Consider the following 23,778-nt stretch of genomic DNA (forward strand, 5'->3'; position numbering starts at 1 on the left):
GTGGGCGTCGCGGCCCTCGGGGTCGCTGCGCTCAGGCCGCGGGGCCGTCCGTCTCGGGGAAGTGGCAAGCCACCTCCCGCGCCTCGCCGGGCCCCGCGATCCGCAGCACCGGCGCCTCCGTCCGGCAGACGTCCTGCGCCTTGGGGCAGCGCGGGTGGAACGTGCAGCCCGGCGGAGGCGCGGCCGGGCTCGGGGGGTCGCCCAGGAGCGTGATGCGTTCCCGGGCCCGCTCCGCCGCCGGATCGGGCAGCGGTACGGCGGAGAGCAGCGCCCGGGTGTAGGGGTGCGCGGGCGCCGCGTACACCCGCTCCTTGGCGCCGATCTCGACGATGCGGCCGAGGTACATGACCGCGACCCGGTCGCAGACCCGTTTGACCACCGACAGGTCGTGGGCGATGAAGAGGTAGGCGAGGCCGAGCTCCCGCTGCAGCCGCTCCATCAGGTTGACGATCTGGGCCTGGACGGAGACGTCGAGCGCGGAGACGGGCTCGTCGGCGACGATGAGGCGCGGCCCGGTGGCGAGCGCCCGTGCGATCCCGACGCGCTGGGCCTGACCGCCGGAGAACTCGTGCGGATAGCGGTCGCTGTGCTCGGGGATGAGGCCGACGAGCTCCATGAGTTCGAGGGCGCGCTTGCGGGCGTCGACGGCCGAGCCGCCTTGCACGAGCAGGGGGTCGGCGATGATCCGGGCCACCGTCTGGCGCGGGTTGAGGGAGGAGTGCGGGTCCTGGAAGACCATCTGGAGCTCGCGGCGCAGCGGCCGCAGCGCGCGCTGCGACAGACGGCTGATGTCGCGGCCGTCGTAGGTGACCGTGCCGGTGGTGGGCTCCAGGAGGCGCACGATGGTGCGGCCGGTGGTGGACTTGCCGCAGCCGGACTCCCCGACGAGGCCGAGCGTCTCGCCCTCGGCCACGTCGAAGCTGATGCCGTCGACGGCCCGCACGGGTGCCGCGCCGCGCCGCTCGGACCGGAAGGACTTCGTCAACTCCCGCACGGAGAGCAGGGGGTGAGGAGCGTGGGTCGTGGACTGAGTCGCCGGGGTCATGAGGGGACGCCTTCGTACGCGGGGAAGTGGCAGGCGGCCGGATGGCCGGCCGGGCCGCCGAGCGACGGCCGTTCGGTCTCGCACCGCAGCCGTTCGTCGTCGGTGGCGGACGCGGCCCGGGGGCAGCGGGGTGCGAAGGCGCAGCCGGGGGCCGGGTCGAGCAGGGAGGGCGGGCTGCCGGGGATGGCCCGCAGCGGTTGGTCGGCGGCGTCGTCGAGGCGCGGCAGGGAGTCGAGCAGGCCCCGGGTGTAGGGGTGGGCGGGAGTCGCGAACAGCGCGTCCACCGGGGCCTGTTCGGCCGCCCGGCCTCCGTACATCACGAGCACGTCGTGGGCGACGCGGGCGACCACGCCCAGATCGTGGGTGATCATGACGACGGCGAGGCCGCGATCCGCCTGGAGGCGGGCGATCAGGTCCAGGATCTGCGCCTGCACCGTGACGTCGAGGGCGGTGGTGGGCTCGTCCGCGATGAGCAGCTCGGGCTCGCAGGCGAGGGCCATCGCGATCATCACGCGCTGGCGCATGCCGCCGGAGAACTGGTGCGGATACTCGCCCGCGCGGCGCTCCGGTTCGGGGATGCCGACCTCGGCGAGCATCTCCACCGCCCGCCGGCGGGCCGCCGCGCGCCGGGAGCCGAAGTGCACGCGGTGGTGCTCGGCGATCTGCTCGCCGACCGTGTAGTACGGGTGGAGGCTGGAGAGCGGGTCCTGGAAGATCATCGCCATGCGGCGGCCGCGCAGCCGGTTGAGGCCGCGCTCGTCGAGGCCGATGAGTTCCTTGCCGTCGAGCTGGACGGAGCCGGTGACGTCGGCGCCGGTGTGCAGGCCGAGCACGGCGAGGGAGGTGACGGACTTCCCGGAGCCCGACTCGCCCACGATGCCGAGGGTCCGCCCCCGGCGCACTTCGAAGGAGAGCTGGTCCACGGCCCTGACCCGCCCGCGCGCGGTCGCGAACGTGACGCTCAGATCCCGTACGGAGAGGAGGGGGCGGTCCCGGTCGGCGGGTGCGGGCGCGTCCTTGTGGGACAGCAGGGTCATCAGAACCTCACTCGCGGGTCGACGACGGCGTACAGCAGGTCGACGGCCAGGTTGGCGACGACGATGAAGGTGGCGGCCAGCAGGGTGACGCCGAGGATGACCGGCTGGTCGCCGGTGGAGAGCGCGCCGTAGAAGAGCCGTCCGATGCCCGGCAGGCCGAAGATGGACTCGGTGATGACGGCGCCCGCGAGCAGCCCGCCGAGGTCCATGCCGAAGAGGGTGAGGATCGGCGTCATGCCCGCCCGCAGGCCGTGCTTGACGACGACCTTGCGGCGCGGCAGGCCCTTGGCGCGGGCCGTGCGGATGTACGGCTCGGCCATCGTCTCGATCATCGAACTGCGGCTCTGTCGTGCGTACATGGCCGCGTACAGGATGGCGAGCGCGAGCCAGGGGAGCAGCAGGTTGGACGCCCAGTCGAGCGGGTCGGAGCCGAAGGGGACGTAGCTCGGGTAGGGCAGCAGGTCGGCCGTGCGGATCAGGCCGTAGATCAGCATCATCGAGGTGAAGTACACGGGCAGCGAGGCGGCGCCGACCGCGCCGACCATCAGGAGCCGGTCGGTGAGGGTGTCCTTGCGCAGCGCCGCCGTCACGCCCGCGGTCAGACCGAGCGTCAGCCACAGCACGGCCGCGCCGAGGGCCAGCGAGGCGGAGACCGGAAGGCGGTCCAGCAGCAGGCCCCATACGGCTTCGCTGTTCTCGTAGCTGTAGCCGAGGCACGGGAAGTCGCACCGCAGGGCGTACTGGCCGGTGCCGATGGTGCGGCCGGTGAAGATGCCGCTGAGGAAGTCCCAGAACTGCTGCCAGACGGGCTGGTCGAGGCCCATGTTGGCGCGGATCGCCGCGAGCCGGTCGGCACTGCACGACTTGCCGCAGGCAGCGGCGGCCGGGTCGGAGGGCAGGACGTAGAAGATGGTGAAGGTGACGGCGGCGATGGCGATGAGCACGCCGGTCACGGCGAGCAGGCGGCGGCCGATGTAGAGGATCATGTGCGGCTTCCCCTCGGGTCGAGGATGTCCCGCAGCGCGTCGCCGAGCAGGGTGAACGCGAGCACGGTCAGGAAGAGACAGGTGCTCGGGATGACGAAGTACATGGGGTCCGTGTCATAGAAGGCGACGCTCTCGGCGATCATCTGGCCCCAGGAGGGCGTGGGCGGCCGGACGCCGACGCCGAGGTAGCTCAACGCCGCCTCGGTGGCGATCATGCCCGGGATGATCAGGGTGGTGTACGCGATGACGGGCCCGGCGACGCCGGGAAGGATGGCGCGGGTGAGGATCCGCCAGGGCCCCGAGCCGCCCACGCGGGCGGCGTCGACGTACTCGCGGTGCTTGAGCGAGAGGGTCTGGCCGCGCACCACGCGGGCGATGCCGGGCCAGCCGAACAGGCCGATCACGGCGGTCATCAGGAGGATCCGGTTGACGTCCTTGGCCACCGACATCATCGCGATCATGAAGATGAGGGAGGGGAAGGACATGGTCAGGTCCATGATCCGGCTGAGGACGGCGTCGACGCGGCCGCCGAAGTAACCGGCCGCGACCCCGGCCGCCGTGCCCGCGATCACGACGATCGCCGTGGCCGCGAAGGCGATGAGCAGGGAGACCTGGGCGCCGTGCACGACCCGGGCGAACAGATCGCGTCCGGTGACGGGCTCGACGCCCAGCCAGTGGTCGGCGGAGATCCCGCCGAGCGGCCCGATCGGCTGCCCGCCGAGGTAGGGGTCGACGGCGGTCTTGTCGAACTCCTCGGGCGACCAGCCGCCGAGCGCGCTCAGCAGCGGAGCGGCGATCGCCATGACGGCGAAGAGAGCGACGATGACGAGGGAGATCTTCGCCGAGGTGCGGCGGCGCAGCTCCGCGCGGGCGAGGCGCCAGGGGCCGCTGCCCGCGGCGACCGGTGCCGGTTTCCGGTCCTCCGCCGGCGCCGGTTTCGGTTCGGGTGTCTTCGGGGTGGGGGTGCTCATGGTGGCGGTGCCCCTCAGCCGTTGCTCTTGGACGGGTCCTTGAGGCCGACCGTGGCGTAGTCGAGCTGGCCGCCGAAGGACGTCTGGCCGTACGCGCCCGCGATGTTGCTGCCGAGGACCAGCGGCCAGCGCCGCACCAGGACCGGGACGGTCGGGGCCTTCGCGAGGATCTCGCCGTCCAGCTCCCGCCAGGCGGCGCCCGCCTTCTTCGCGTCCGTCATGGCGGCGATCTCGTCCATGCGCTTCATGGTCGGCTCGTCGCGGAACAGCGAGTGGTTGCCCGTGTTGCCCTTCTCCTTGATGTAGCGGCCGTCGAAGACGAAGGGCAGGAAGGTCGAGCCGGACGGGTAGTCCGGGCACCAGCCCGTGTAGACCAGGTCGGTGCGGTTCTTGGTGTCGCCGATCGTGGCGTAGAACGCGGACGGGTCGACGGTCTCGATGGTGACCTTGATCCCGGCCTTGCCGAGCGACTCCTGTATCGCCTCGGCCCGGCCCTTGTCGCCCGTGGAGACGGTCATCCTGGTCGTGAAGCCGTCCGGCTTGCCCGCCTCCTTCAGGAGCTGCTTGGCCTTGTCGACGTCACCGGCGAGAGGGATCCTGAGGGTGTCGGGCTGCTTGCCGTCGAAGAGGGACGCGGGCATGTAGGCGGTGGACGGGTCGTTGAAGGCAGGACCGCCCGAGGCGGTGAGCACCGACTCCCGGTCGAGGGCGTACTGCACGGCCTGACGGACCTTCACATCGGTGAACGGGCCGCGTCCGGTGTGCATCTGGACCATGTCGGTGCAGTTGGTGGACTCGGCGATGAGGCGCTTTTTGACCTCGGCGCTCGGCAGCACCTTGGCCGCGCTCTCCGGCCGCACCGCTCCCCAGGAGACGGCGGAGGCGTCGGCACCCTGCGAGGCGATGAGCCGGTCGTCGATCTGATTGGCCTTCAGGCCCATCACCATCACGAGCTTGTCCGGGTAGGCCTTGCGCACACTGTCGGTCGAGGCCTTCCAGTGCGGGTTGCGGGCGAGCACCAGCCGCTTCCCGCGCTGATACGACTCGATCTTGTACGGGCCGGAGGAGAAGGGCCTGTTGTCGTACCGCGGCCCCTTGTCCCGCTCCTTCGGCACCGGCGCGAACGTCGGCATCACCGTGACGTTGCGGAACTCCGCGAAGGGCTTGCGCAGTTCGAAGACGATCGTGTGGGCGTCGGGCGTCTTGACGGAGTCCAGGTGCTTGCCGTCGGCCGGGCCCCGGTAGCCCTTGGCCCCGGCGAGGTAGCGGGCCGCGTAGTCGGCGCCGCCGGGCAGGTCGGGGGAGAAGGACCGCTCGACGTTGTACTTGATGTCCTGGGCGGTGACGGGCGTGCCGTCCTCGTACTTGACGCCCTTCTTGAGGCGGAAGGTCCAGGTCCTCGCCCCGTTGGAGGGGGTGCCGAGGTCGGCCGCGAGGTCGGGGACCAGCTCGCCGCCCGCGGTGCCGGGGGCGGCCTTGTACGTGACGAGGGTGCGGTAGAGCAGCCGGGTGCCGAAGTCCATGTCGCTCATGACCCAGTTGCGGGCCGGGTCGAGGTGGGTGAAGTCCTGGTTGGACAGGACGGTCAGGGTGCCGCCGCGCTGCGGAGCGCCCCCGACCACGGCCCCGGCGTTGACGGTCGCGGGGTTCTTGCCGCCCCGCCCCTTGCCCGCCTTCGAGCCCGAACAGCCCGCCGTACCAAGGGTGACGGCCGTCGCCAGGACGGCGGCGACGGCGGTGAGGGTGCGCTTGTTCATCAGTGGTCACTCCGAGAACAGTCGGCCAGCCCCGAGGTGGCTGGAATGTGACCGGTAACATAGTAATGTGAAATTGTACTGGCAAGGCATCGACCCGTCCGTTACGCACCTGTGTCCGAAGGGACCCCAGTGAACGAGCCCGCGTCGACCGGCATCCGCACGGTCAGCCACGACCTCCCCGAATCCCCCGAGTTCGCGTCCTTCATGGCCCGCGACTGGGCGCCGACCCCGCTCCCCGACGGCATCCGGCTGCCCGCCGCCGACCTCACCCCGGCCCGCCGCGCCCGCCTCTCGGCCCGCTTCCCCGGCGAGCGGCTGCTCGTGCCCGCCGGGGAGCTGAGGGTCCGCTCCAACGACTGCGACCACCGCTTCCGCCCGCACAGCGCCTACGCCTGGCTGACCGGACTCACCGGCGAGGACCAGGCCGGCCACGTGCTGGTCCTCGAACCCGACGGGACGCGCGGCCACGAGGCGGTGCTGCACCTGCGCCCCCGGTCCCCGCGCACCGACAACGGCTTCTACCGGGACCGCCGCTACGGCGAGTTCTGGGTGGGCCGACGCGCCGACCTCGCCGAGGCCGAGCGGATGACCGGCATCCGCTGCGTGCCCCTCGCCGAGCTGCCGCCGGGCAGGAACGCGGCCGACGACAGCGAACTCGCCACCGTGCTGAGCGAGTTGCGCCTGGTCAAGGATCCCTGGGAAGTGGGCCAGCTCCAACTCGCCGTCGACCACACCACGACCGGCTTCGAGGACGTCGTGCGCGCCCTGCCGCGCGCCCTCGCCCAGCCGCGCGGCGAGCGCTGGATCGAGGGGGTCTTCGGCCTGCGCGCCCGCGCCGAGGGCAACGGCACCGGCTACGAGACCATCGCCGCCTCCGGCGCCCACGCCTGCGTCCTGCACTGGATACGCAACGACGGCCCCCTGGACCCGCGGGAACTGCTGCTGCTCGACGCGGGCGTGGAGACCGACTCCCTCTACACCGCCGACATCACGCGCACCCTGCCGCTCTCCGGGCGCTTCTCCCCGGTCCAGCGGCAGGTCTACGAACTCGTCCTCGCCGCACAGGACGCGGGCATCGCCGCGCTGCGGCCCGGCGCCGCCTTCCGCGACTTCCACCGGGCCGCCATGCGCGTCATCGCCGAAGGGCTCGCGGAGTGGGGGGTGCTCAAGAACGCCGAGGGCGAGTTCCACCGGCGCTACACCCTGTGCAGCAGCGGGCACATGCTCGGCATCGACCTGCACGACTGCGCCCAGGCCAGGGCCGAGGCGTATCTCGACGGGGTCCTGGAGGAGGGGCAGGTGCTCACCGTCGAGCCCGGCCTCTACCTCCAGCCGGACGACGAGACCCTGCCGCGCGAGCTGCGCGGCATCGGCGTGCGCATCGAGGACGACCTCGTCGTCACGGCGGACGGGGCCCGCCTGATGTCCGGCGCGCTGCCGAGGACGCCGGACGGGGTGGAGGAGTGGATGGGGGCCCTGATGGAGGGGTGACCAGGGGGCGGCCGGGGCCGGACGGCTGAACCGGACGAGCGGGCCGGAGGGCTGAACCGAGGACGGCCCGTGCGAAACCCTTGGCATCCTCAGTGCCATGTGAAATATTACTGACGTGCTCACGAGAAACTCCTCGGACGTCATCGTCGTCGGCGCGGGCGTCGTCGGCGCGGCCTGCGCCCACTACGCCGCGCAGGCCGGTCTCACCGTCACCGTGGTCGACCGCGGCCCGGTCGCGGGCGGCACCACCGGCTCCGGCGAGGGCAACCTCCTCGTCTCCGACAAGGAGCCGGGCCCCGAGCTCGAACTGGCCCTGCTCTCCACCGAGCTGTGGCGGGAGCTGACCGAACTGCTCCCGCCGCAGATCGAGTACGAGACCAAGGGCGGCCTGGTCGTCGCGTCCGGCGAGGACGGGATGCGCGCCCTGCGCGACTTCGCGGCCGGGCAGGAGAAGGCCGGTGTGCGGGCGGAGGAGGTCGCGGCCGACCGGCTCCACGACCTGGAGCCGCACCTGGCCCCCGGCCTCGCGGGCGGCTTCCTCTACCCCCAGGACGCCCAGGTCATGCCCGCCCTGGCCGCCGCCCATCTGCTGAAGGCGGGCGGCGACCGCGTGCGCCTGAGGCTCGGCGAGGAGGTCACGGGACTGCTCACCGGCGGCCACGGCGAGCTGCGCGGGGTCGCGACGGCGACCGGTGAGCTGTACGCCCCGTACGTGGTGAACGCCGCGGGCACCTGGGGCGGCGAGGTCGCCGCGCTCGCGGGCGTGGACCTGCCCGTCCTGCCGCGCCGGGGCTTCGTGCTCGTCACCGAACCGCTGCCGCGCGTGGTGCGGCGCAAGGTGTACGCGGCCGACTACGTCGCCGACGTCGCCAGCGGCTCAGCCGCCCTGCAGACCTCGGCGGTGGTCGAGGGCACCGCGGCCGGCCCGGTCCTGATCGGCGCGAGCCGGGAGCGCGTCGGCTTCGACCGCACCCTGTCCACGGAGGTCCTGCGGCGCCTCGCGGCCCAGGCGACCGCCCTGTTCCCGGTCCTCGCCGGGGTACGGGCGATGCGCACGTACGCCGGGTTCCGGCCCTACCTCCCCGACCACCTGCCCGCGATCGGACCCGACGCGCGCGTCCCCGGCCTGCTGCACGCCTGCGGGCACGAGGGCGCGGGCATCGGGCTCGCCCCGGCCACCGGCCTGATCGTGGCACGCTGCCTGACCGGCGGCCGACCGCCTCTGGACACCGGCCCGTTCGACCCCGGCCGCTTCCTGCCCGCGGCCTGAACGGCCACCCCCGCGAGCGGCCCGAACGACCGCCCCTACGAGAGGAGGCCCCCGTGGCCCGTGCCCGAACCCCCGCCGACCTGGTCGGCGCGCAGGCGGGACCGCCGTTCGAGATCACCTTCGACGGCCGCCCCGTCCCCGCCCTGCCCGGGCAGTCCGTCGCCGCCGCGCTGTGGGCCGCGGACATCCTCGCCTGGCGCACCACCCGCGTGGGCGGCCGGCCGCGCGGCGCCTTCTGCGGCATCGGACAGTGCTACGACTGCCTCGCCACCGTCAACGGCTCGCCCAACCGTCGGGCCTGTCTGGTGCCCGCCCGTCCCGGCGACGCGATCACGACCCAGGAAGGACACGGCCATGAGCCCCTCGGCGTCTGAACCGGCCCCGCGATCCGCCGACTGCGCCGAGCCGTCCGGGCTGTACGACCTCGCGGTGATCGGCGCGGGTTCCGCCGGTCTCGCCGGGGCCGTGACCGCCGCCGAACTCGGCCTCTCCGTCGCCCTGTTGGACAGCTCTTCCGGTACCGGCGGCCAGTTCTACCGGCACCCGGTGCCGGCCACCGGCGCCCTGCGCCCCGAAGCCCTGCACCACGACTGGGCCGCCTACGCCGGGCTCCGCCGACGCCTGGAGGCGAGCGCGGTGACCCACCTCGGCGGACACCACGTGTGGACAGTCGCGCGGGAGGGCGGCGCCGAGGACGGGCGGCTGGGCGGCACTCGGGGTGGACCGGACGTCTCCCGCGACGGTCGGCAGGACCGTTCCGGGGGCGGCGAGAGGCCCTGGACCGTGCACGCCGTCACCGGCGCCGACGGCTGCGCGGAGCGCCCGGTGCGGGTGCGGGCCCGGGCGGTGCTTCTCGCGACCGGCGCGTACGAGCGGCAACTGCCTTTCCCCGGCTGGACGCTGCCGGGTGTCGTCGGCGCGGGGGGAGCGCAGGCCATGCTCAAGTCCGGCCTCGTGCTGCCCGGCAAGCGGGTCGTCGTGGCCGGGAGCGGGCCGCTGCTGCTCGCGGTCGCGTCCTCGCTGGCCGCCGCCGGAGCCCGGGTGCCCGCCGTGGTCGAGGCGTCCGGCTACCTGGGGTACGCCCGGCACCCGCGGGTGCTCGCGGCCAACCCGCACAAGCTCGCCGAGGCGGTGCTGCACGGCAGTGCCCTGCTGCGGCACCGGGTGCGCCTGCGTACCCGCAGTGCCGTCACCGAAGTGCACGGCCGCGACCGGGTCGAGGCCGTCACGGTCACCCGGCTCGACCGTGACTGGCGGCCGCTGCCGGGGACGGCACGCCGGATCGCCTGCGACGCGCTCGCCGTCGGCCACGGGCTCGTACCGCAGATCGAACTGGCCACGACGCTCGGCTGCGCGACCCGTGCCACCCCCGACCGCGCCACGGCCCTCGTCCTGGACGAGCAGCAGCGGACCTCGGTGCCCGACCTGTGGGCCGCGGGGGAGACCGGCGGCATCGGGGGCGCGCAGCTCGCCCGTGTGGAGGGCGAGGTGGCGGGCCTCGCGATCGCATCCCGGCTGGGCGGTCGACCCGCGCGCCCCGCACGCGTCCGGGAACTCCAGCGGCGCCGCGACCGCATGCGCGCCTTCGCCGACGCCATGGCCGCCGCGCACGCCCCCGGCTCTGCCTGGTCGCGCTGGCTGACCGACGACACGGACGTGTGCCGCTGCGAGGAGGTGACGGCGGGCAGCATCCGGACGGCGGTCGCCGACCTCGGCGCCCGCGACGCGCGCACCGTCAAGCTGTTCACCCGCGCGGGCATGGGCTGGTGCCAGGGGCGGATGTGCGGGGCGGGCGTGGCCTGCCTGGCGGCGGGCGCCGGGCCGGTGGCGGCGCCCGCGGAGCGGCGCCCGCTCGCCGTGCCGGTACCGCTGGGCGCGCTGGCCTCGCTCGACGAGCCCTCCGGCGAGCCCTCCGGCGGACCCGGCGGCGGGTCGTCCGCTCGACCCGCCGAGGGGCCGCCGATGACTCACGGGTGAGTCCGTCCGTCGGCGACCCTGCTGACGGACCCGCCGACGGCACCACCCGCCGGCCGCGCCCCCTTGTGGGCACCGTCCTTCCCTCAATAAAATGTCACACACTATAGAGAGGTCGTCCGACATGACCGACACCGCCTGGAACACCACCCGCCCCTGGCGCGGCATCATGGTCGCCACCGCCCTGCCGCTCCGGGACGACCTGACCGTCGACCACGACGCGTACGCCGAGCACGTCCGGTGGCTCATCGACAACGGCTGCGACGGCGTCGTCCCCAACGGCTCGCTCGGCGAGTACCAGACCCTCACCGACGAGGAGCGCGCCCGCGTGGTGCACACCGCCGTCGAGGCGGCGGGCGACGCCGCCCGCGTCATGCCCGGCGTCGCCGCGTACGGCAGCGCGGCGGCCCGGCGCTGGGCCGAGCAGGCCGCCGAGGCCGGCTGCGGCTCGGTCCTGCTGCTTCCCCCCAACGCCTACCGCGCCGACCACGACGCCGTGCGCGCCCACTACGCCGAGGTCGCCAGGGCCGGGGTGCCCGTCGTGGCGTACAACAACCCGATCGACACCAAGGTCGACCTCACCCCGGCACTGCTCGCCGAACTGCACCGGGACGGGGCGATCGTCGCCGTCAAGGAGTTCACCGGCGATGTGCGCCGGGCCTACGAGATCGCCGAACTCGCCCCGGAGCTCGACCTGTTGATCGGCGCGGACGACGTGCTGCTCGAACTGGCCGTCGCCGGGGCGGTCGGCTGGATCGCGGGCTATCCCAACGCCCTGCCCGCCTCCTGCGCCGAGCTCTTCCACGCCGCCGTCGCCGGTGACCTGGCCACGGCCCTGCCGCTCTACCGCTCCCTGCACTCCCTGCTGCGTTGGGACTCCAAGACCGAGTTCGTGCAGGCCATCAAGTTGTCTATGGACATCGTCGGCCGACCCGGCGGCCCGGTCAGGCCGCCGCGCTCCCCGCTCGCCGGGGAGGCCGCGAACCGCGTGCGGGAGGCCACCGAGAAGGCCGTCGCGCACGGCCACCGCTGACCGATGCCTCGGCGCCGACCACGGCCACACGGCTCCGGGCCGACCGCAACCGTCCGTCTCCGAAAGGACCTTCCGTGCGTACGCGTCACGTCTTCCACGCCGTCGACTCGCACACCGAGGGCATGCCCACGCGCGTGATCACCGGCGGCGTCGGGGTCATCCCCGGCACCACCATGGCCGAGCGCAGGCTGCACTTCATCGAGCACATGGACCACCTCCGCACGCTCCTGATGTACGAGCCGCGCGGCCACGCCGCGATGAGCGGAGCGATCCTCCAGCCGCCCACGCGCCCCGACGCCGACCACGGGGTGCTGTTCATCGAGGTCTCCGGCCTCCTGCCGATGTGCGGCCACGGCACCCTCGGCGTCGCGACCGTCCTGGTCGAGACCGGCCTGGTCCCCGTCACCGAACCCGTCACCACGGTGCGCCTCGACACCCCGGCCGGGCTCGTGCCGGTCGACGTGCGCGTGGAGGACGGCGTCGCCAGGTCCGCCACGTTCACCAACGTGCCCGCGTTCTGCGTCGGGCTGGAGCGCAAGGCGGAGGTGCCCGGCTTCGGCACGGTCACCTACGACCTCGCCTTCGGCGGCAACTTCTACGCCTTCGTCGAACTCGACGCGCTGGGCCTGCCCTTCGACCGCGCCCGCAAGAACGACCTGCTCGCTGCCGGGCTCGGCCTCATGGACGCCATCAACGCCGCACCGGACCGCCCCGTCCATCCGGAGCGGCCCGACATCGCCGGGGTCAAGCACGTCTACCTCGCCGCGCCCGGCTCCGACGCCCACCACTCGCGGCACGCCATGGCCATCCACCCGGGCTGGTTCGACCGCTCACCGTGCGGCACCGGCACCTGTGCCCGCATGGCCCAGCTGCACGCCCGCGGCGAGCTGCCCCTCGACCGTGACTTCGTCAACGAATCCTTCATCGGTACGAAGTTCACGGGCCGGCTCGTCGCCGAGGCCGAGGTCGGCGGGGTGCCCGCCGTCGTACCGACCATCACCGGGCGCGCCTGGGTCACCGGCACCGCCCAGTACTTCCTCGACCCGGACGACCCCTTCCCCGGAGGATTCCTTCTGTGACCGCCGCTGTGTCCCCGCTGTCCACCGCGTTCAGTTCAGTCAACCCGGCCGATCCCGACGACGTGGTCCTGCGCGTCAGCGCCCCGGGCGCCTTCGCCGCCGTGGACACCGTCGAGCGGGCCCGCGCGGCCCAGGCGGGCTGGCTGCTCGCCGGTGCGGCCGCCCGCTCGGCCGCACTCGGAGCGGTCGCCGCCGCCGTCGAGAGCGCGGCGGCGGAGCTCGCCGCGCTCGCCGTGCGCGAGGTCGGCAAGCCGCTCGCCGAGGCCCGGGCCGAGATCGCGCGCACCGCCGCGATCTGGCGGTACTACGCGCAGGCCCCCTACGACCCCGTCGGCGCCGTCCACGAGACCGCCGCCGGAGCGGGGCTGTTGCTGAGCCGCCGTCGGCCGCACGGCGTCGCCGGACTCATCACCCCGTGGAACTTCCCCTTCGCCATCCCGAGCTGGAAGTCGGCCCCGGCACTCGCCGTCGGCAACGCGGTCGTCCTCAAGCCCGCCCCGCAGGCCACGGCCTGCGCCCAGCGCCTCACAGAGATCGTCCAACAGGCCCTGCCCGTCGGGGCGTTCACTCTCCTTCCGGGCGACGCCACCGAGGGCAACGCGCTCGTCTCCGCCTGCGACGTGGTCTCCTTCACCGGCTCCACCGCCGTCGGCCAGGCGGTCGTGCGCACCGCCACGGCCCGCGGCATCCCCGTCCAGGCCGAGATGGGCGGCCTGAACGCGGCGATCGTCCTGCCGGACGCCGACATCGAGCGGGCGGCCGCGCACATCGCCGCCGCCATCGCCGGATACGCCGGCCAGAAGTGCACCGCCACCAGCCGTGTGATCGCCGTCGGCGCGGCCGCCGGCCCGCTGCGCGAGGCACTCGGCGAGGCGTTGCGGACCGTCCCGGTCGGTGATCCGGCCGACCCGGCCACGGTGTGCGGACCGCTCGTCGACGCGCGCGCCCGCGACCGGGTCGGCGACGCCGTGCGGGGCCTGAGCGTGCTCGCGCGCGGCGCCGTGCCGGAGGGGCCCGGCTGGTACGCGGCACCGACCCTGGTGGAGGACGTTCCCCCCGGCCATCGGCTCCTGAACGAGGAGGTCTTCGGGCCGGTCGCAGCCCTGCTGCCCGCCGAGGACCTGGACCACGCGGTCCGGATCAGCAACTCCGTCCCGCACGGTCTGGTCACCTCGCTGCACACCGCCGACCTGGACGCGGCCATCGGCGGACTCGACCGCCTCGACACCGGCATGATCCGGGTCAACGCACCGTCCACCGGCGTCGACTTCCACCTGCCGTTCGGCGGCACGAAGGCTTCCAGCCTGGGGGCGCGTGAGCAGGGCCGGGCGGCCCTGGAGTTCTATGCGACGACCCGGACCTACACCCTGGCGCCCGCGATGACGGCGTGACGCCTGGTTCCGTGTGATGCCTCTGCGGGCCGGTGGGGGCTGATCGCGCAGTTCCCCGCGCCCCTGGCGGGGCTTGCGGTGCCGTCCCCCTACAGAGAAGGGCTCATGAACCCTGCCCGCACAGCCGTCGATCACTTCTTCACCGTCCCCCTGGACCACTCCGCCCCCGGCGGGGCGACCCTCCAGGTCTTCGCACGCGAGGTCGTCGACCCGGGTCGTGCCGGAGAGCGACTGCCCTGGCTGCTCTATCTCCAGGGCGGTCCTGGCGGCAAGTCGCCGCGTCCGTCGGCCGGTTCGCCGGGCTGGCTGGACGAGGCGCTCAAGACACACCGGGTGCTGCTGCTCGACCAGCGCGGCACCGGCCGCTCCACCCCCGTCACCGCGCGGGCCGCCGCCCGCTGCGCGGACCCGGCCAGGCTCGCCGCGTACCTCGGCCACTTCCGCGCCGACGCGATCGTCGCCGACGCCGAGCTGATCCGCCGTCGACTCTGCGGCGACGAACCCTGGGAGACCCTGGGGCAGAGCTACGGAGGCTTCCTCACCCTCACCTATCTGTCCCGGGCCCCCGAAGGCCTGAAAGCCTGCTACGTCACCGGAGGTCTTCCCGGGCTCACCGCCACCGCCGACGACGTCTACGCCCGCACCTACCCGCGCGTGCGCGACCGCGTACGCGACTTCTACGCCCGCTATCCGCAGGACGCCACCCGGCTGCGCCGCATCGCGGACCTCCTCGCCGCCACCGACGTCCGCCTGCCCGACGGCGATCGCCTCACCGTGCGCCGACTGCGCACGCTCGGCCTCGTCCTCGGCATGGGGGACGGGTTCGAGCGGATCCACTGGCTGCTCGACGAAGCACTCGACGCCGAAGGGGAGTTGACCGACACCTTCCTGCACCAGGTGATGGCCGTCACCGGCTTCACCGACAACCCGCTGTTCGCCGTCCTGCAGGAGACGCTGTACGGGCAGGGCGCGGGCCCCACCGGCTGGGCCGCTGCCCGCGCCCTCACGGGCTTCGCCGAGTTCGCCGAGAAGGCCGACCCGCTCCTGCTCACCGGCGAGATGATCTATCCCTGGATGTTCCGCGACATCGCGGGCCTGCGGCCCTTCGCGGACGCCGCCGACCTCCTCGCCGCCCGCACCGACTGGCCCCCGCTGTACGACCTCGACCGGCTCGCGGCCAACCAGGTCCCGCTCGCCGCGATCGTCTACCACGACGACATGTACGTGGACGCCGGGCTGTCCCTGGCCACCGCGTGCCAGGTCGGCGCCGCCCGCGTCTGGGTCACCAACGAATGGGAGCACGACGGCGTCACCGCGTCCGGCGGCCGCGTCCTCGAACGCCTGAAGGCGATGGCCGCGGGCCGCGCCTAGGTCCTTGTCCGGCCCGTTCCCGTTCCGCACCCGCGGACCGCCGCGCCCACCCGCACGTCCCGTACTCGCGAGCCGTTCCGCACCCCGGGAGAGCCATGCCCGCCCAGCCCCTCCGCCTGCGGCCGTTGACCGCTGCGTTCGCCCTCGTCGCCGCCCTCACCGCCCCCGCCGCGGCCGAAGCGGCCACCCAGTCCCCGTCGGCCGCCGCCCCCGCCTCCGACTGTGCCCTTCCCGGCCGCACCGGCTGGACCGACGAAGGGCACGACACCGACCCCCGGCAGTTCCAGCGCGCCACCGGCACCCGCAAGGTCCTCACCCTCTTCGTCGACTTCCCCGACGCCCCCGCCACCGAGTCCACCCGCCCCTACGCCGAACACCTCGCCCCCGCGGCCCGCTGGCTGAGGCAGGCCAGCCACGGCCACGTGCGCCTCGACGTCACCTCGCTGCACCGCTGGAACCGGATGCCCGCGGACTCCGCCTCGTACGGATTCGAGCGCGGTCTGACCTTCGAGGCACACGAGACGTACGTACGCGACGCCGTCACCGCCGCCGACCCGCACGTGGACTTCTCCCGCTACGACATGGTCCACATCGTCCCCACCAGAGCGGCCGCCGCCATCACCTTCTCCCCGACCTACCTCTTCGACCCGGGCACACCCGGCGTGCGAGCCGACGGCAGGCGCGTCAAATGGGGGGTCACCTTCGGTCAGGACCTGTGGCGCTGGGGGCACAGGGTCGCCGCCCACGAGACCGGGCACACCTTCGGACTGCCCGACCTCTACGCGTTCGCGGGCGACACCCACCGCCACACCGGCGGCTGGGACGTCATGGGCGACATCGCGGGCCGCGCGCCGCAGTTCCTCGGCTGGCACGCGTGGAAGCTCGGCTGGATCCGCGACGGCCAGGTGGCCTGCCTGCCCGGGCAGGGGCGGCGCACGGTGCGGCTGACAGCGGTGGAGCGCGGAGGGGGCACCCAGATCGCCGTCCTGCGCACCGGCGGGACGACGGCGTACGTCGCCGAGTCCCGCCGGGCCGAGGGCCATGACCGGACGGCCTGCTCCACCGGCGTCCTCATCTACCGGATCGACTCCGCCACCCCGACCGGCGAGGGTCCCGTGCGCGTCATGAACGCCGCGCCGTCCACGACCCCGCCGCCCGGCTGCGCACCGCTGGACATGGCCGCCCACGCCCCGGGCCAGACCTTCACCGACCCCGGCACCGGGGCGAAGATCACCGTGATCAGGCGCGGTGGGTCCGGTGACACCATCCGGCTCAGCAGGCCTTGAGAGCGATGCGCCCTTTGCCTCCACTTGATCTTCGTTGCGTAGGCTGGCGGGACAGGGGGAGGGGATCACCATCGCACAGCACAAGAAGCACAGGGCGGGAGCAGGCGGCCTCGCGCGGTCGTCGCTGATCATGGCCGTCGGCACCGTCGTGTCCCGGGCGACCGGCCTCATCCGGCAGGTCCTCCAGGCCGCGGCGCTCGGCACCGGCCTGCTCGCCAGTACGTACAACACGGCGAACACCGTGCCCACCGGCCTGTACACGCTGCTGATCGGAGGCGCGCTCAACGCCGTGCTCGTGCCGCAGCTGGTACGGGCCCGCACGACCCAGCCGGACGGCGGCAGGGCCTACGAACAGCGCCTGGTCACCCTGGTGTTGTGCGTCCTCGCGGCGGGCACGGCGCTCGCCGTGTGGGCGGCGCCGGAGATCGTCGGCCTGTACATGCGCGACACGGCCGAGAACCACGAGGCCTTCGAACTCACCGTTGTCTTCGCCCGCTTCCTGCTGCCGCAGATCTTCTTCTACGGCATGTTCGGGATGCTCGGCCAAGTCCTGGGCGCCCGCGAGAAGTTCGGCGCGATGATGTGGACACCCGTCCTCAACAACGTCGTCCTGATCGCCATGTTCGGCGCCTACCTCGCGCTGATGACGGCGCCCCGAAGCGTCGGTGACATCACCGCCGAGCAGGTCAGGCTCCTCGGCGTCGGCACCACCTGCGGCATCGCGCTGCAGGCCCTCGCGCTCGTGCCGTACGTGCGCGAGGCGGGCTTCCGCTTCCGGCCGCGCTTCGACTGGCGCGGCACGGGCCTGCGCAAGAGCGCCCGCGCCGCCCGCTGGACCCTGCTGTTCGTGTTCGTGAACCAGGTGGCCCTGACCGTCGTCTCCAACTACGCCAACGCCACCGACCAGCGACTGCCGCACGCGGGCGCCGGGTACACGGCGTACACGTACGCGCAGACCATCTGGCTGCTCCCGCAGTCCATCGTCACCGTCTCGCTGGTCACCGCGCTCCTGCCCCGGCTGAGCAAGGCGGCGGCGCAGGGCCGCACCGACGACCTGCGCGGCGAACTGTCCCGCGCGCTGCGCCTGACCGGTGTCGTGATCGTGCCCGCCGGATTCTTCTTCCTCGCGCTCGGCCCGCAGACCGCGGCGCTGCTGTTCGGCCACGGAGCCGCCGACGCGGCGGCCACGCGCCCGCTCGGCCAGATGCTCCAGGCCTTCGGCCTCGGCCTGATCCCTTTCTCCGCCCAGTACTTGCTGCTGCGCGGCTTCTACGCGTACGAAGACACCCGCACGCCGTTCTGGACGGCCGCGTGGATCGCCTCCGTGAACATCGCCCTCGCCGCCGCCTGTTACCAGCTCCTGCCCGCCCGCTGGGCGGTCGTCGGCATGGCCGCCGCGTACACGTTGTCGTACGCCGTGGGTCTGCTGCTCACCGCGCGACTCCTGCGCAGGCGCCTCGACGGTCGCATGGACGGCAGACGCCTGGTGCGCACCTACGGCAAGCTCACCCTGGCCGCCGCCCCCGCCGGGGCCCTGGCCTGGCTGGTGGCCCGGGTCTGCGCGGACGGGACGGGCGCCACGGACACGGCGACGACGGCCCTCGCGCTCACGGCGGGCGCCGCCGTGCTGGTCGTCGGATACGTGCTGCTCGCACGGCTGCTGAGGGTGGGCGAGCTGCGACTGCGTGTCCTGCGCTGAGGCGGCGCCGGACGGCCCTCGACCAGCAAGGTGGTCGAGGGCCGTCCCCGTGTGTGCGGTGGCTCCCGGTCGGGCTCAGTGCTCCGTCACGCACACGTGCGCGGCGGTCCGCGCGGGGAGTTCGGCGGCCGCTTCGCCACTGCCGACAAGGACGCCGCCGGGCGCCGACGTCACGCTCACGACCGCGCCGGGCCGCACCCCCGCCCGCCCCAGGGCGTCCATCACCTGCGGGTCGGTCTGGACGCTCTCCCTGATCCGCCGTACGACCGCACGCGTGCCCTCAGGGCCGGGTTCGAGGTCGCTGAGACTGACCACGCTCTCGTCGGGGCCCGGCCCCGCGGCGCGCTCCTCGCCCAGTTCATCGAGGCCCGGGATGGGGTTGCCGTAGGGCGACTGCGTCGGGTGCCGCAGCAGCCGCACGACGCGGCGCTCGACGGCCTCGCTCATCACATGTTCCCAGCGGCAGGCCTCGGCGTGGGCCTCCTCCCACTGGAGCCCGATCACGTCGACGAGCAGGCACTCCGCGAGGCGGTGCTTGCGCATCACGCGCGTGGCGGTCCGCCGCCCCTCCTCCGTCAGCTCCAAGTGCCGGTCGGCGGCCACGCGCAGCAGTCCGTCGCGCGCCATGCGGGCCACGGTCTGGCTGACCGTGGGGCCGCTCTGGTCCAGGCGTTCGGCGATGCGGGCCCGCAGCGGGGCCACGCCTTCCTCCTCCAGCTCCAGGACCGTGCGCAGATACATCTCCGTGGTGTCGATGAGTCGGGTCATGCCGTGTGTCAGGCGGAGGTCTCGGCGGTGGCGGTCAGGACCGCGCGGCCGAGTAGGTGACCGGCGATGTTGAAGCCGAGGAAGGCCGGGGTGGCCTCCGCGGGGACACCGAGGGACTCGACGTCGAGGGCGTGCACCACGACGAAGTAGCGGTGCGGGCCGTGGCCCGCGGGCGGGGCGGCGCCGATGTAGCGGGCCAGGCGGGCGTCGTTGGGCAGTTGGAAGGCGCCGTCGGGCAGGCCCGAGCCGGTGTCGTCGCCCGCGCCCTCCGGCAGCTCGGTGACGGTGGCGGGGATGTCGGCGACCGCCCAGTGCCAGAACCCGGACCCGGTGGGGGCGTCGGGGTCGTAGACCGTGACCGCGTAGCTCTTCGTGCCTTCCGGGGCGCCGCTCCACGACAGCTGCGGCGAGACGTCCTTGCCGCCGGGGACGCCGGCGGAGAGCTGCTCGGGCGACCAGGCGGCGCCGTCGGTGACGTTGGTGCTCGTCACGGTGAAAGAGGCCGCCTCGGGGAGGCGGGCGAAGGGGTCGTTGGCGTTCATCGCGTCGTTCCTTTCAGGCCGTGCTGTGGGTGGCGACGAGGGGCGGTGGCGTCTCTCGCCGTCGGTAAATCGACCATAACACTGATAATCGATTATTCAAGGGATCGTCTATGCTGACTCCATGACGCAGACGGTTCACACCTCGCCCCCGCCGGAAGGGCGGCCCGGGAATCAGTCCGGCAAGCAGTCCGGGAAGCAGATGCTCTCCGAGCAGGTCCACGCGCATCTGCGGGACGCGATCATGCGCGGGGACTTCGCCCCGGGGGACGCCCTCAAGCCGCAGGACCTGGCCAAGGAGCAGGGCGTGAGCCTGGCCGTCGTACGCGAAGCGCTCGTGCGGCTGGTCGGCGAAGGCCTCGCCGACCGCCTGCACAACCGCGGCTTCGCCGTCCCGGCCTTCTCCGACCGCCGCTGGCAGGAGATCGCCGAGGCCCGCAGGACCGTCGAACCGGTCGTCCTGCGCATGTCCGTCGAGCGCGGAGACGTCGACTGGGAGGCCCGCGTACGAGCCGCCCACCACCGCCTGGCCCGCACCCCGGCGTACGAACCGGGGGAGGGTGAGTACTACAGCGGCGCCTGGTCCGAGGCCCACCGCGTCTTCCACCGCACCCTGCTCGAAGGCTGTGGCAACCCCGTCCTGCTCGACACCTTCGACCGCATGTGGACCGCGAGCGAACTGGCCCGCCGTTGGTCGGCGTACCGCGACCCCGACCGGGACGGAATCGGCGAGCACCGTCGCCTGGAGGAGGCCGCCCTGGCCCGCGACGCGGACGCGGCCGCCGAGGTCCTGGTCCGGCACCTCACCCAGACGGCGACCGCGCTGAGGACCGGCTAGGCCGCCCGCCGCGCCCGCGACCGGTGCCGCCGGATCGGATCTGCGTACGGGCGCCCGCTGCCCTGCACCGTGCGCCGCGCGCCGGTGCGCCGCGCGCCGGTGCGCCGCTCTCCGGGGCGCCGAGTCGCCGTGGCGTTCGGGGAGTTCGGGGAGTCCTGCGTCGTACACCAACATCCCGGCGGGGAGGCTGCGGCCGTGCAGCGGGTCCAGCCACCAGCGGCTGGTGCGGCCGTCGACGCGCCGCGCCGCCGCGACGTCCTCGGGCCGGGAGGGGCCCATGACGGCTGTGTTCAGTGCTCGAAAGAGCTTCACGGCTTAATTTAGGGCGTGAATTAAATCCTGAGGACAAGTCGCGTCAAGGAGTACGGCACGGGTATGTTGCGACCGGGGAGAGGAGCCACATGGCCGAGCGGAGCAGCCGAACCGTGCGTGACCTGCGCCTGGGCAACCGGGCTTCGGTGCTGCGCCGGTTGTACTTCCACGGGCCGATGAGCCGCCAGGCGCTCGGCGGCGCGACCGGGCTCAGCTCCGGCTCCGTCAGCAACGTTGTCGCCGAACTCACCGCCGATCACCTCCTGGAGGAGGCCGGCGTCGTGGAGTCCGACGGCGGCCGCCCCCGCACCCTGCTGCGCGTGGCCCCCGGCAGCGGCCACCTCATCGGCGTGGACGTCGGTGAGACTCGCGTCCGCGTCGAGGCCTTCGACCTCGCCCTCACCGAACTGGCCCGCACCGACCGCCCGTTGACCCCGACCGGCCACGACGTCGAGGCCGTCGTCGCCCACATCCGCGACGGCGTCGCCGAAGTCACCGCCGCCGCCGGGCTCACGGCGGGCGAGGGCCTGATCGGCGTCGGCGTCGGCGTCCCCGGCATCGTCGAGACCACCGCCCCCGGCGGCGCCCTCGTCCACGGCCAGACCGTCGGCTGGGACGCGGTACCCCTGGAGTCCTTGCTCCGTGAGGCCGTCCGACTCCCGCCCGGGACCGCGTACTTCATCGACAACGGCGCTCGCGCGCTCGGCCAGGCCGAGATGTGGTTCGGCGGCGGCCGCGGGGTGCGCGACGCCGTCATCGTCCTGTTCGGCTCCGGCGTCGGCGCGTGCGTCGTCACCGACGGCGTCATCCACGGCGGGCCCGGCGAGTGGGGGCACCTGACGGTGCACGTGCGGGGGCGGCGCTGCCGGTGCGGGGCGCTCGGCTGCCTGGAGGCGTACGCGGGGGCGGAGGCGCTCCTGGAGCGCTGGCGCGAGGCGGGGGGCGAGCCGCCCGGGACCGGCGAGGAGGACGGGGTCGCCGCGCTGCTCGCGGCCGCTCGCCCTGAGGACGGCGGCGCCGCCGACCCCGTGGCGCGGGCCGTCCTCGACGAGACCGCCGAGTACCTGGGCGCGGCCATCTCCGGCCTGGTGAACCTCTTCGGCCCCGAACGCGTCCTCGTCGGCGGCTGGGCCGGGCTCGCCCTCGGCCCGCACCTCCTGCCCGCCGTCCGCGAGCACGCCGCCGCGTACTCCCTGCGCCGTCCCGCGGCCCGCGTCACCGTGGCACTCGGCGAGCTGGGCCCGGACGCGGTGACGGTGGGCGCGGCGACGCTGCCGCTCGCGGACTTCCTGGCGCGGGGCGGGCGGCGGCGCGAGGAGGCCGGGGAGGCGCCGGGGGCGGGGCCGTCGCTCGGCCCGGCGGCGCGCGCGGCGCTCTGACTCCGGCCCCGCCCCGGTCACGCGTCCCCAGCGGACTCGCTCGCTCCTCCAGTCGGTACGGACTCGCTCACTTCCCCAGGAAGGCGACCAGCGCCTCGTTCACTTCCTCGGCGTGGGTCCACAGCAGGCCGTGCGGGGCGCCCTCGATCTCGACGTACGTGGAGTTCGGCAGGATCTCGCGGAACGCGCGGGCGGTGGCGTCGATCGGCAGGATGCGGTCGGCGGTGCCGTGCAGCAGCAGCGTGGGGATGCCGGACGCGGCGATGGCGGCGGAGTCCTCCCGGAAGTCCGTGGTCCAGGTCGGCACGGCCGCGACCGAGGCGTGGGCCGACGCGCCCGCGGCCACGTTCCAGCTGGCGCGCAGCGCCGCCTCGCTGAGACGGGAGCCGAGGGTCTCGTCGGTGTTGTAGAAGTCGGCGTAGAACGCGTCGAAGTAGGCGTACCGGTCGGCCTTCACGGCGGCGAGTATGCCGTCGAAGACGGACTGGTCGACGCCGCGCGGGTTGTCGTCCGTCTTGAGCAGGAACGGCTGGAGCAGTCCGAGGAAGGCGGCCTTGCCGACGCGCTCGGTCCCGTACGTCGACACGTAGCGGGTGACCTCGCCGCTGCCCATCGAGAACCCGACGAGCACCGCGTCCCGCAGGTCCAGCGTCCGCATCAGGATGTCGAGGTCCGAGGCGAAGGTGTCGTAGTCGTAGCCGGTCGTCGGCCGGCTGGACCGGCCGAAGCCGCGGCGGTCGTAGGTGATGACGCGGTGTCCGGACTCCAGGAGGGCCGGCACCTGCTTCTCCCAGGAGTGCCCGTCCAGCGGGTAGCCGTGGATGAGGACCACGGGGCGGCCGCTGCCGTGGTCCTCGTAGTAGAGGTCGATCGACGCGCTGTTCTCGGTACCGACGGTGATGTACGGCATGGCAGTCCCTTTCGTTCCCTCTGGTCGTCCGACGTGCTGACGTAGAAACACCGTACACGATTACATCGCGCACGATGCAATCGTTCGCGCTGTGCTCTCGCTTACAGTGGTCCGCATGGAAGGCACCAGGGAAGACAAGTCACCGCTGGCCGAGCTGCTCTGCTTCGACCTCTACGCGGCCTCGCGCAGCGTCACGGCCGTGTACCGGGTCCTCCTCGACCCCCTGGGGCTGACCTACCCCCAGTACCTGGTGATGCTGGTGCTGTGGCGGCGGGACGAGAGCACGGTCCGTGAGCTGGTGGAGGAGCTGCGGCTCGACTACAACACGCTGTCCCCGCTTCTGAAGCGACTGGAGGCGCGGGGCCTGCTCGAGCGCCGCCGCCGTCCGGACGACGAGCGCTCGGTCGCCGTGGTCCTCACCGCAGAGGGGCGCGCGATGCGGAAGCAGGCGGCACATGTGCCCGCCGCCATCGGCGAGGCGATGGGCGTGGACGAGTCGGAGATCGCCGCGCTGCAGGCGGTGCTGCGGAGGATCACGGTGAACGCGGGGGCTCGGGCCGCGGAGTCGGGTGCGCGTCGCTCCTAGGCGGGCTTCCCGGTGGGTGCGCGGGTCCGTCGGGGACGGCTCCGTGGCCGGAGTCG

General features: G+C 73.4%; 21 protein-coding genes. 13 read left to right on the plus strand and 8 right to left on the minus strand.

Going from position 1 to position 23,778, the window contains the following annotated elements:
* Nucleotides 1–31 precede the first annotated feature (31 nt).
* From QUY26_RS37530 to QUY26_RS37550, 5 genes are read right to left on the minus strand one after another with little or no spacing between them, the layout of a single operon-like run.
* Complete coding sequence (locus QUY26_RS37530) at nucleotides 32–1,045, minus strand: ABC transporter ATP-binding protein (RefSeq protein WP_289954716.1); 1,014 nt, start codon at nucleotides 1,043–1,045, stop codon at nucleotides 32–34.
* Entirely contained in the window at nucleotides 1,042–2,082 is a 1,041-nt protein-coding gene (locus QUY26_RS37535; protein WP_289954718.1) for an ABC transporter ATP-binding protein, read from the minus strand. Before QUY26_RS37535 ends, QUY26_RS37530 begins: the two co-directional genes overlap by 4 nt.
* Nucleotides 2,082–3,068, minus strand: a complete 987-nt coding sequence (locus QUY26_RS37540; protein ID WP_289954719.1) for an ABC transporter permease — start codon at nucleotides 3,066–3,068, stop codon at nucleotides 2,082–2,084. Before QUY26_RS37540 ends, QUY26_RS37535 begins: the two co-directional genes overlap by 1 nt.
* Nucleotides 3,065–4,039, minus strand: a complete 975-nt coding sequence (locus tag QUY26_RS37545) for an ABC transporter permease (RefSeq protein ID WP_289954721.1) — start codon at nucleotides 4,037–4,039, stop codon at nucleotides 3,065–3,067. The genes QUY26_RS37540 and QUY26_RS37545 overlap by 4 nt, the downstream gene beginning before the upstream one ends.
* Nucleotides 4,040–4,053: 14 nt before the next feature.
* Nucleotides 4,054–5,796 carry an ABC transporter substrate-binding protein gene (locus QUY26_RS37550; protein WP_289954723.1) on the minus strand — a complete coding sequence of 581 codons (1,743 nt, stop codon included), beginning with the start codon at nucleotides 5,794–5,796 and terminating at the stop codon, nucleotides 4,054–4,056.
* Nucleotides 5,797–5,925: 129 nt separating this feature from the next.
* Between QUY26_RS37550 and QUY26_RS37555 the strand changes: the two genes are divergently transcribed.
* The 10 genes from QUY26_RS37555 (at nucleotide 5,926) to murJ (ending at nucleotide 18,390) form a co-directional block, all read left to right on the plus strand.
* Nucleotides 5,926–7,287, plus strand: a complete 1,362-nt coding sequence (locus QUY26_RS37555; RefSeq protein WP_289954725.1) for an aminopeptidase P family protein — start codon at nucleotides 5,926–5,928, stop codon at nucleotides 7,285–7,287.
* A gap of 115 nt (nucleotides 7,288–7,402) precedes the next feature.
* Nucleotides 7,403–8,557, plus strand: coding sequence for an NAD(P)/FAD-dependent oxidoreductase (locus QUY26_RS37560; protein ID WP_289954728.1), 1,155 nt, complete (start codon nucleotides 7,403–7,405; stop codon nucleotides 8,555–8,557).
* Nucleotides 8,558–8,610: 53 nt separating this feature from the next.
* Nucleotides 8,611–8,931: a (2Fe-2S)-binding protein gene (locus tag QUY26_RS37565; RefSeq protein WP_289954730.1), complete on the plus strand. Its 321-nt coding sequence runs from the start codon at nucleotides 8,611–8,613 to the stop codon at nucleotides 8,929–8,931.
* Entirely contained in the window at nucleotides 8,912–10,534 is a 1,623-nt protein-coding gene (locus QUY26_RS37570; RefSeq protein WP_289954732.1) for an NAD(P)/FAD-dependent oxidoreductase, read from the plus strand. The genes QUY26_RS37565 and QUY26_RS37570 overlap by 20 nt, the downstream gene beginning before the upstream one ends.
* A 121-nt stretch (nucleotides 10,535–10,655) precedes the next feature.
* Nucleotides 10,656–11,564, plus strand: coding sequence for a dihydrodipicolinate synthase family protein (locus QUY26_RS37575; RefSeq protein ID WP_289954735.1), 909 nt, complete (start codon nucleotides 10,656–10,658; stop codon nucleotides 11,562–11,564).
* Nucleotides 11,565–11,638: 74 nt separating this feature from the next.
* Complete coding sequence (locus QUY26_RS37580; RefSeq protein WP_289954737.1) at nucleotides 11,639–12,643, plus strand: proline racemase family protein; 1,005 nt, start codon at nucleotides 11,639–11,641, stop codon at nucleotides 12,641–12,643.
* A complete protein-coding gene (locus QUY26_RS37585) occupies nucleotides 12,640–14,034 on the plus strand; it encodes an aldehyde dehydrogenase family protein (protein ID WP_289954738.1) in 1,395 nt (464 codons plus the stop codon). Before QUY26_RS37580 ends, QUY26_RS37585 begins: the two co-directional genes overlap by 4 nt.
* Before the next feature lie 105 nt (nucleotides 14,035–14,139).
* A complete protein-coding gene (locus tag QUY26_RS37590) occupies nucleotides 14,140–15,405 on the plus strand; it encodes an alpha/beta fold hydrolase (protein ID WP_289954741.1) in 1,266 nt (421 codons plus the stop codon).
* A gap of 95 nt (nucleotides 15,406–15,500) precedes the next feature.
* On the plus strand, nucleotides 15,501–16,691 hold the full coding sequence (locus tag QUY26_RS37595; protein ID WP_289954743.1) for a M6 family metalloprotease domain-containing protein: 1,191 nt from the start codon (nucleotides 15,501–15,503) through the stop codon (nucleotides 16,689–16,691).
* Nucleotides 16,692–16,761: 70 nt separating this feature from the next.
* Nucleotides 16,762–18,390, plus strand: a complete 1,629-nt coding sequence (murJ, locus tag QUY26_RS37600; protein WP_289956367.1) for a murein biosynthesis integral membrane protein MurJ — start codon at nucleotides 16,762–16,764, stop codon at nucleotides 18,388–18,390.
* A gap of 75 nt (nucleotides 18,391–18,465) precedes the next feature.
* Here the strand turns inward: murJ and QUY26_RS37605 are convergent, their stop codons facing one another.
* Together QUY26_RS37605 and QUY26_RS37610 are read right to left on the minus strand one after the other, a co-directional pair.
* Entirely contained in the window at nucleotides 18,466–19,158 is a 693-nt protein-coding gene (locus tag QUY26_RS37605) for a metal-dependent transcriptional regulator (RefSeq protein WP_289954745.1), read from the minus strand.
* 8 nt (nucleotides 19,159–19,166) lie between these two features.
* Entirely contained in the window at nucleotides 19,167–19,700 is a 534-nt protein-coding gene (locus QUY26_RS37610) for a YbhB/YbcL family Raf kinase inhibitor-like protein (RefSeq protein WP_289954747.1), read from the minus strand.
* A gap of 121 nt (nucleotides 19,701–19,821) precedes the next feature.
* Between QUY26_RS37610 and QUY26_RS37615 the strand changes: the two genes are divergently transcribed.
* Entirely contained in the window at nucleotides 19,822–20,535 is a 714-nt protein-coding gene (locus QUY26_RS37615) for a GntR family transcriptional regulator (protein WP_289954749.1), read from the plus strand.
* A 401-nt stretch (nucleotides 20,536–20,936) separates the two neighbouring features.
* A complete protein-coding gene (locus QUY26_RS37625; RefSeq protein WP_289954752.1) occupies nucleotides 20,937–22,226 on the plus strand; it encodes an ROK family transcriptional regulator in 1,290 nt (429 codons plus the stop codon).
* A 67-nt stretch (nucleotides 22,227–22,293) separates the two neighbouring features.
* On the opposite strand, the gene QUY26_RS37630 is transcribed toward QUY26_RS37625, so the two are convergent.
* Complete coding sequence (locus tag QUY26_RS37630; protein ID WP_289954753.1) at nucleotides 22,294–23,136, minus strand: alpha/beta fold hydrolase; 843 nt, start codon at nucleotides 23,134–23,136, stop codon at nucleotides 22,294–22,296.
* A gap of 115 nt (nucleotides 23,137–23,251) precedes the next feature.
* Between QUY26_RS37630 and QUY26_RS37635 the strand changes: the two genes are divergently transcribed.
* Entirely contained in the window at nucleotides 23,252–23,722 is a 471-nt protein-coding gene (locus tag QUY26_RS37635) for a MarR family winged helix-turn-helix transcriptional regulator (RefSeq protein ID WP_289954755.1), read from the plus strand.
* The last annotated feature ends 56 nt before the right edge of the window (nucleotides 23,723–23,778 follow it).

Origin of the sequence: Streptomyces flavofungini (assembly GCF_030388665.1) — a bacterium.
GTDB classification, from domain to species: Bacteria; Actinomycetota; Actinomycetes; order Streptomycetales; family Streptomycetaceae; genus Streptomyces; species Streptomyces flavofungini_A.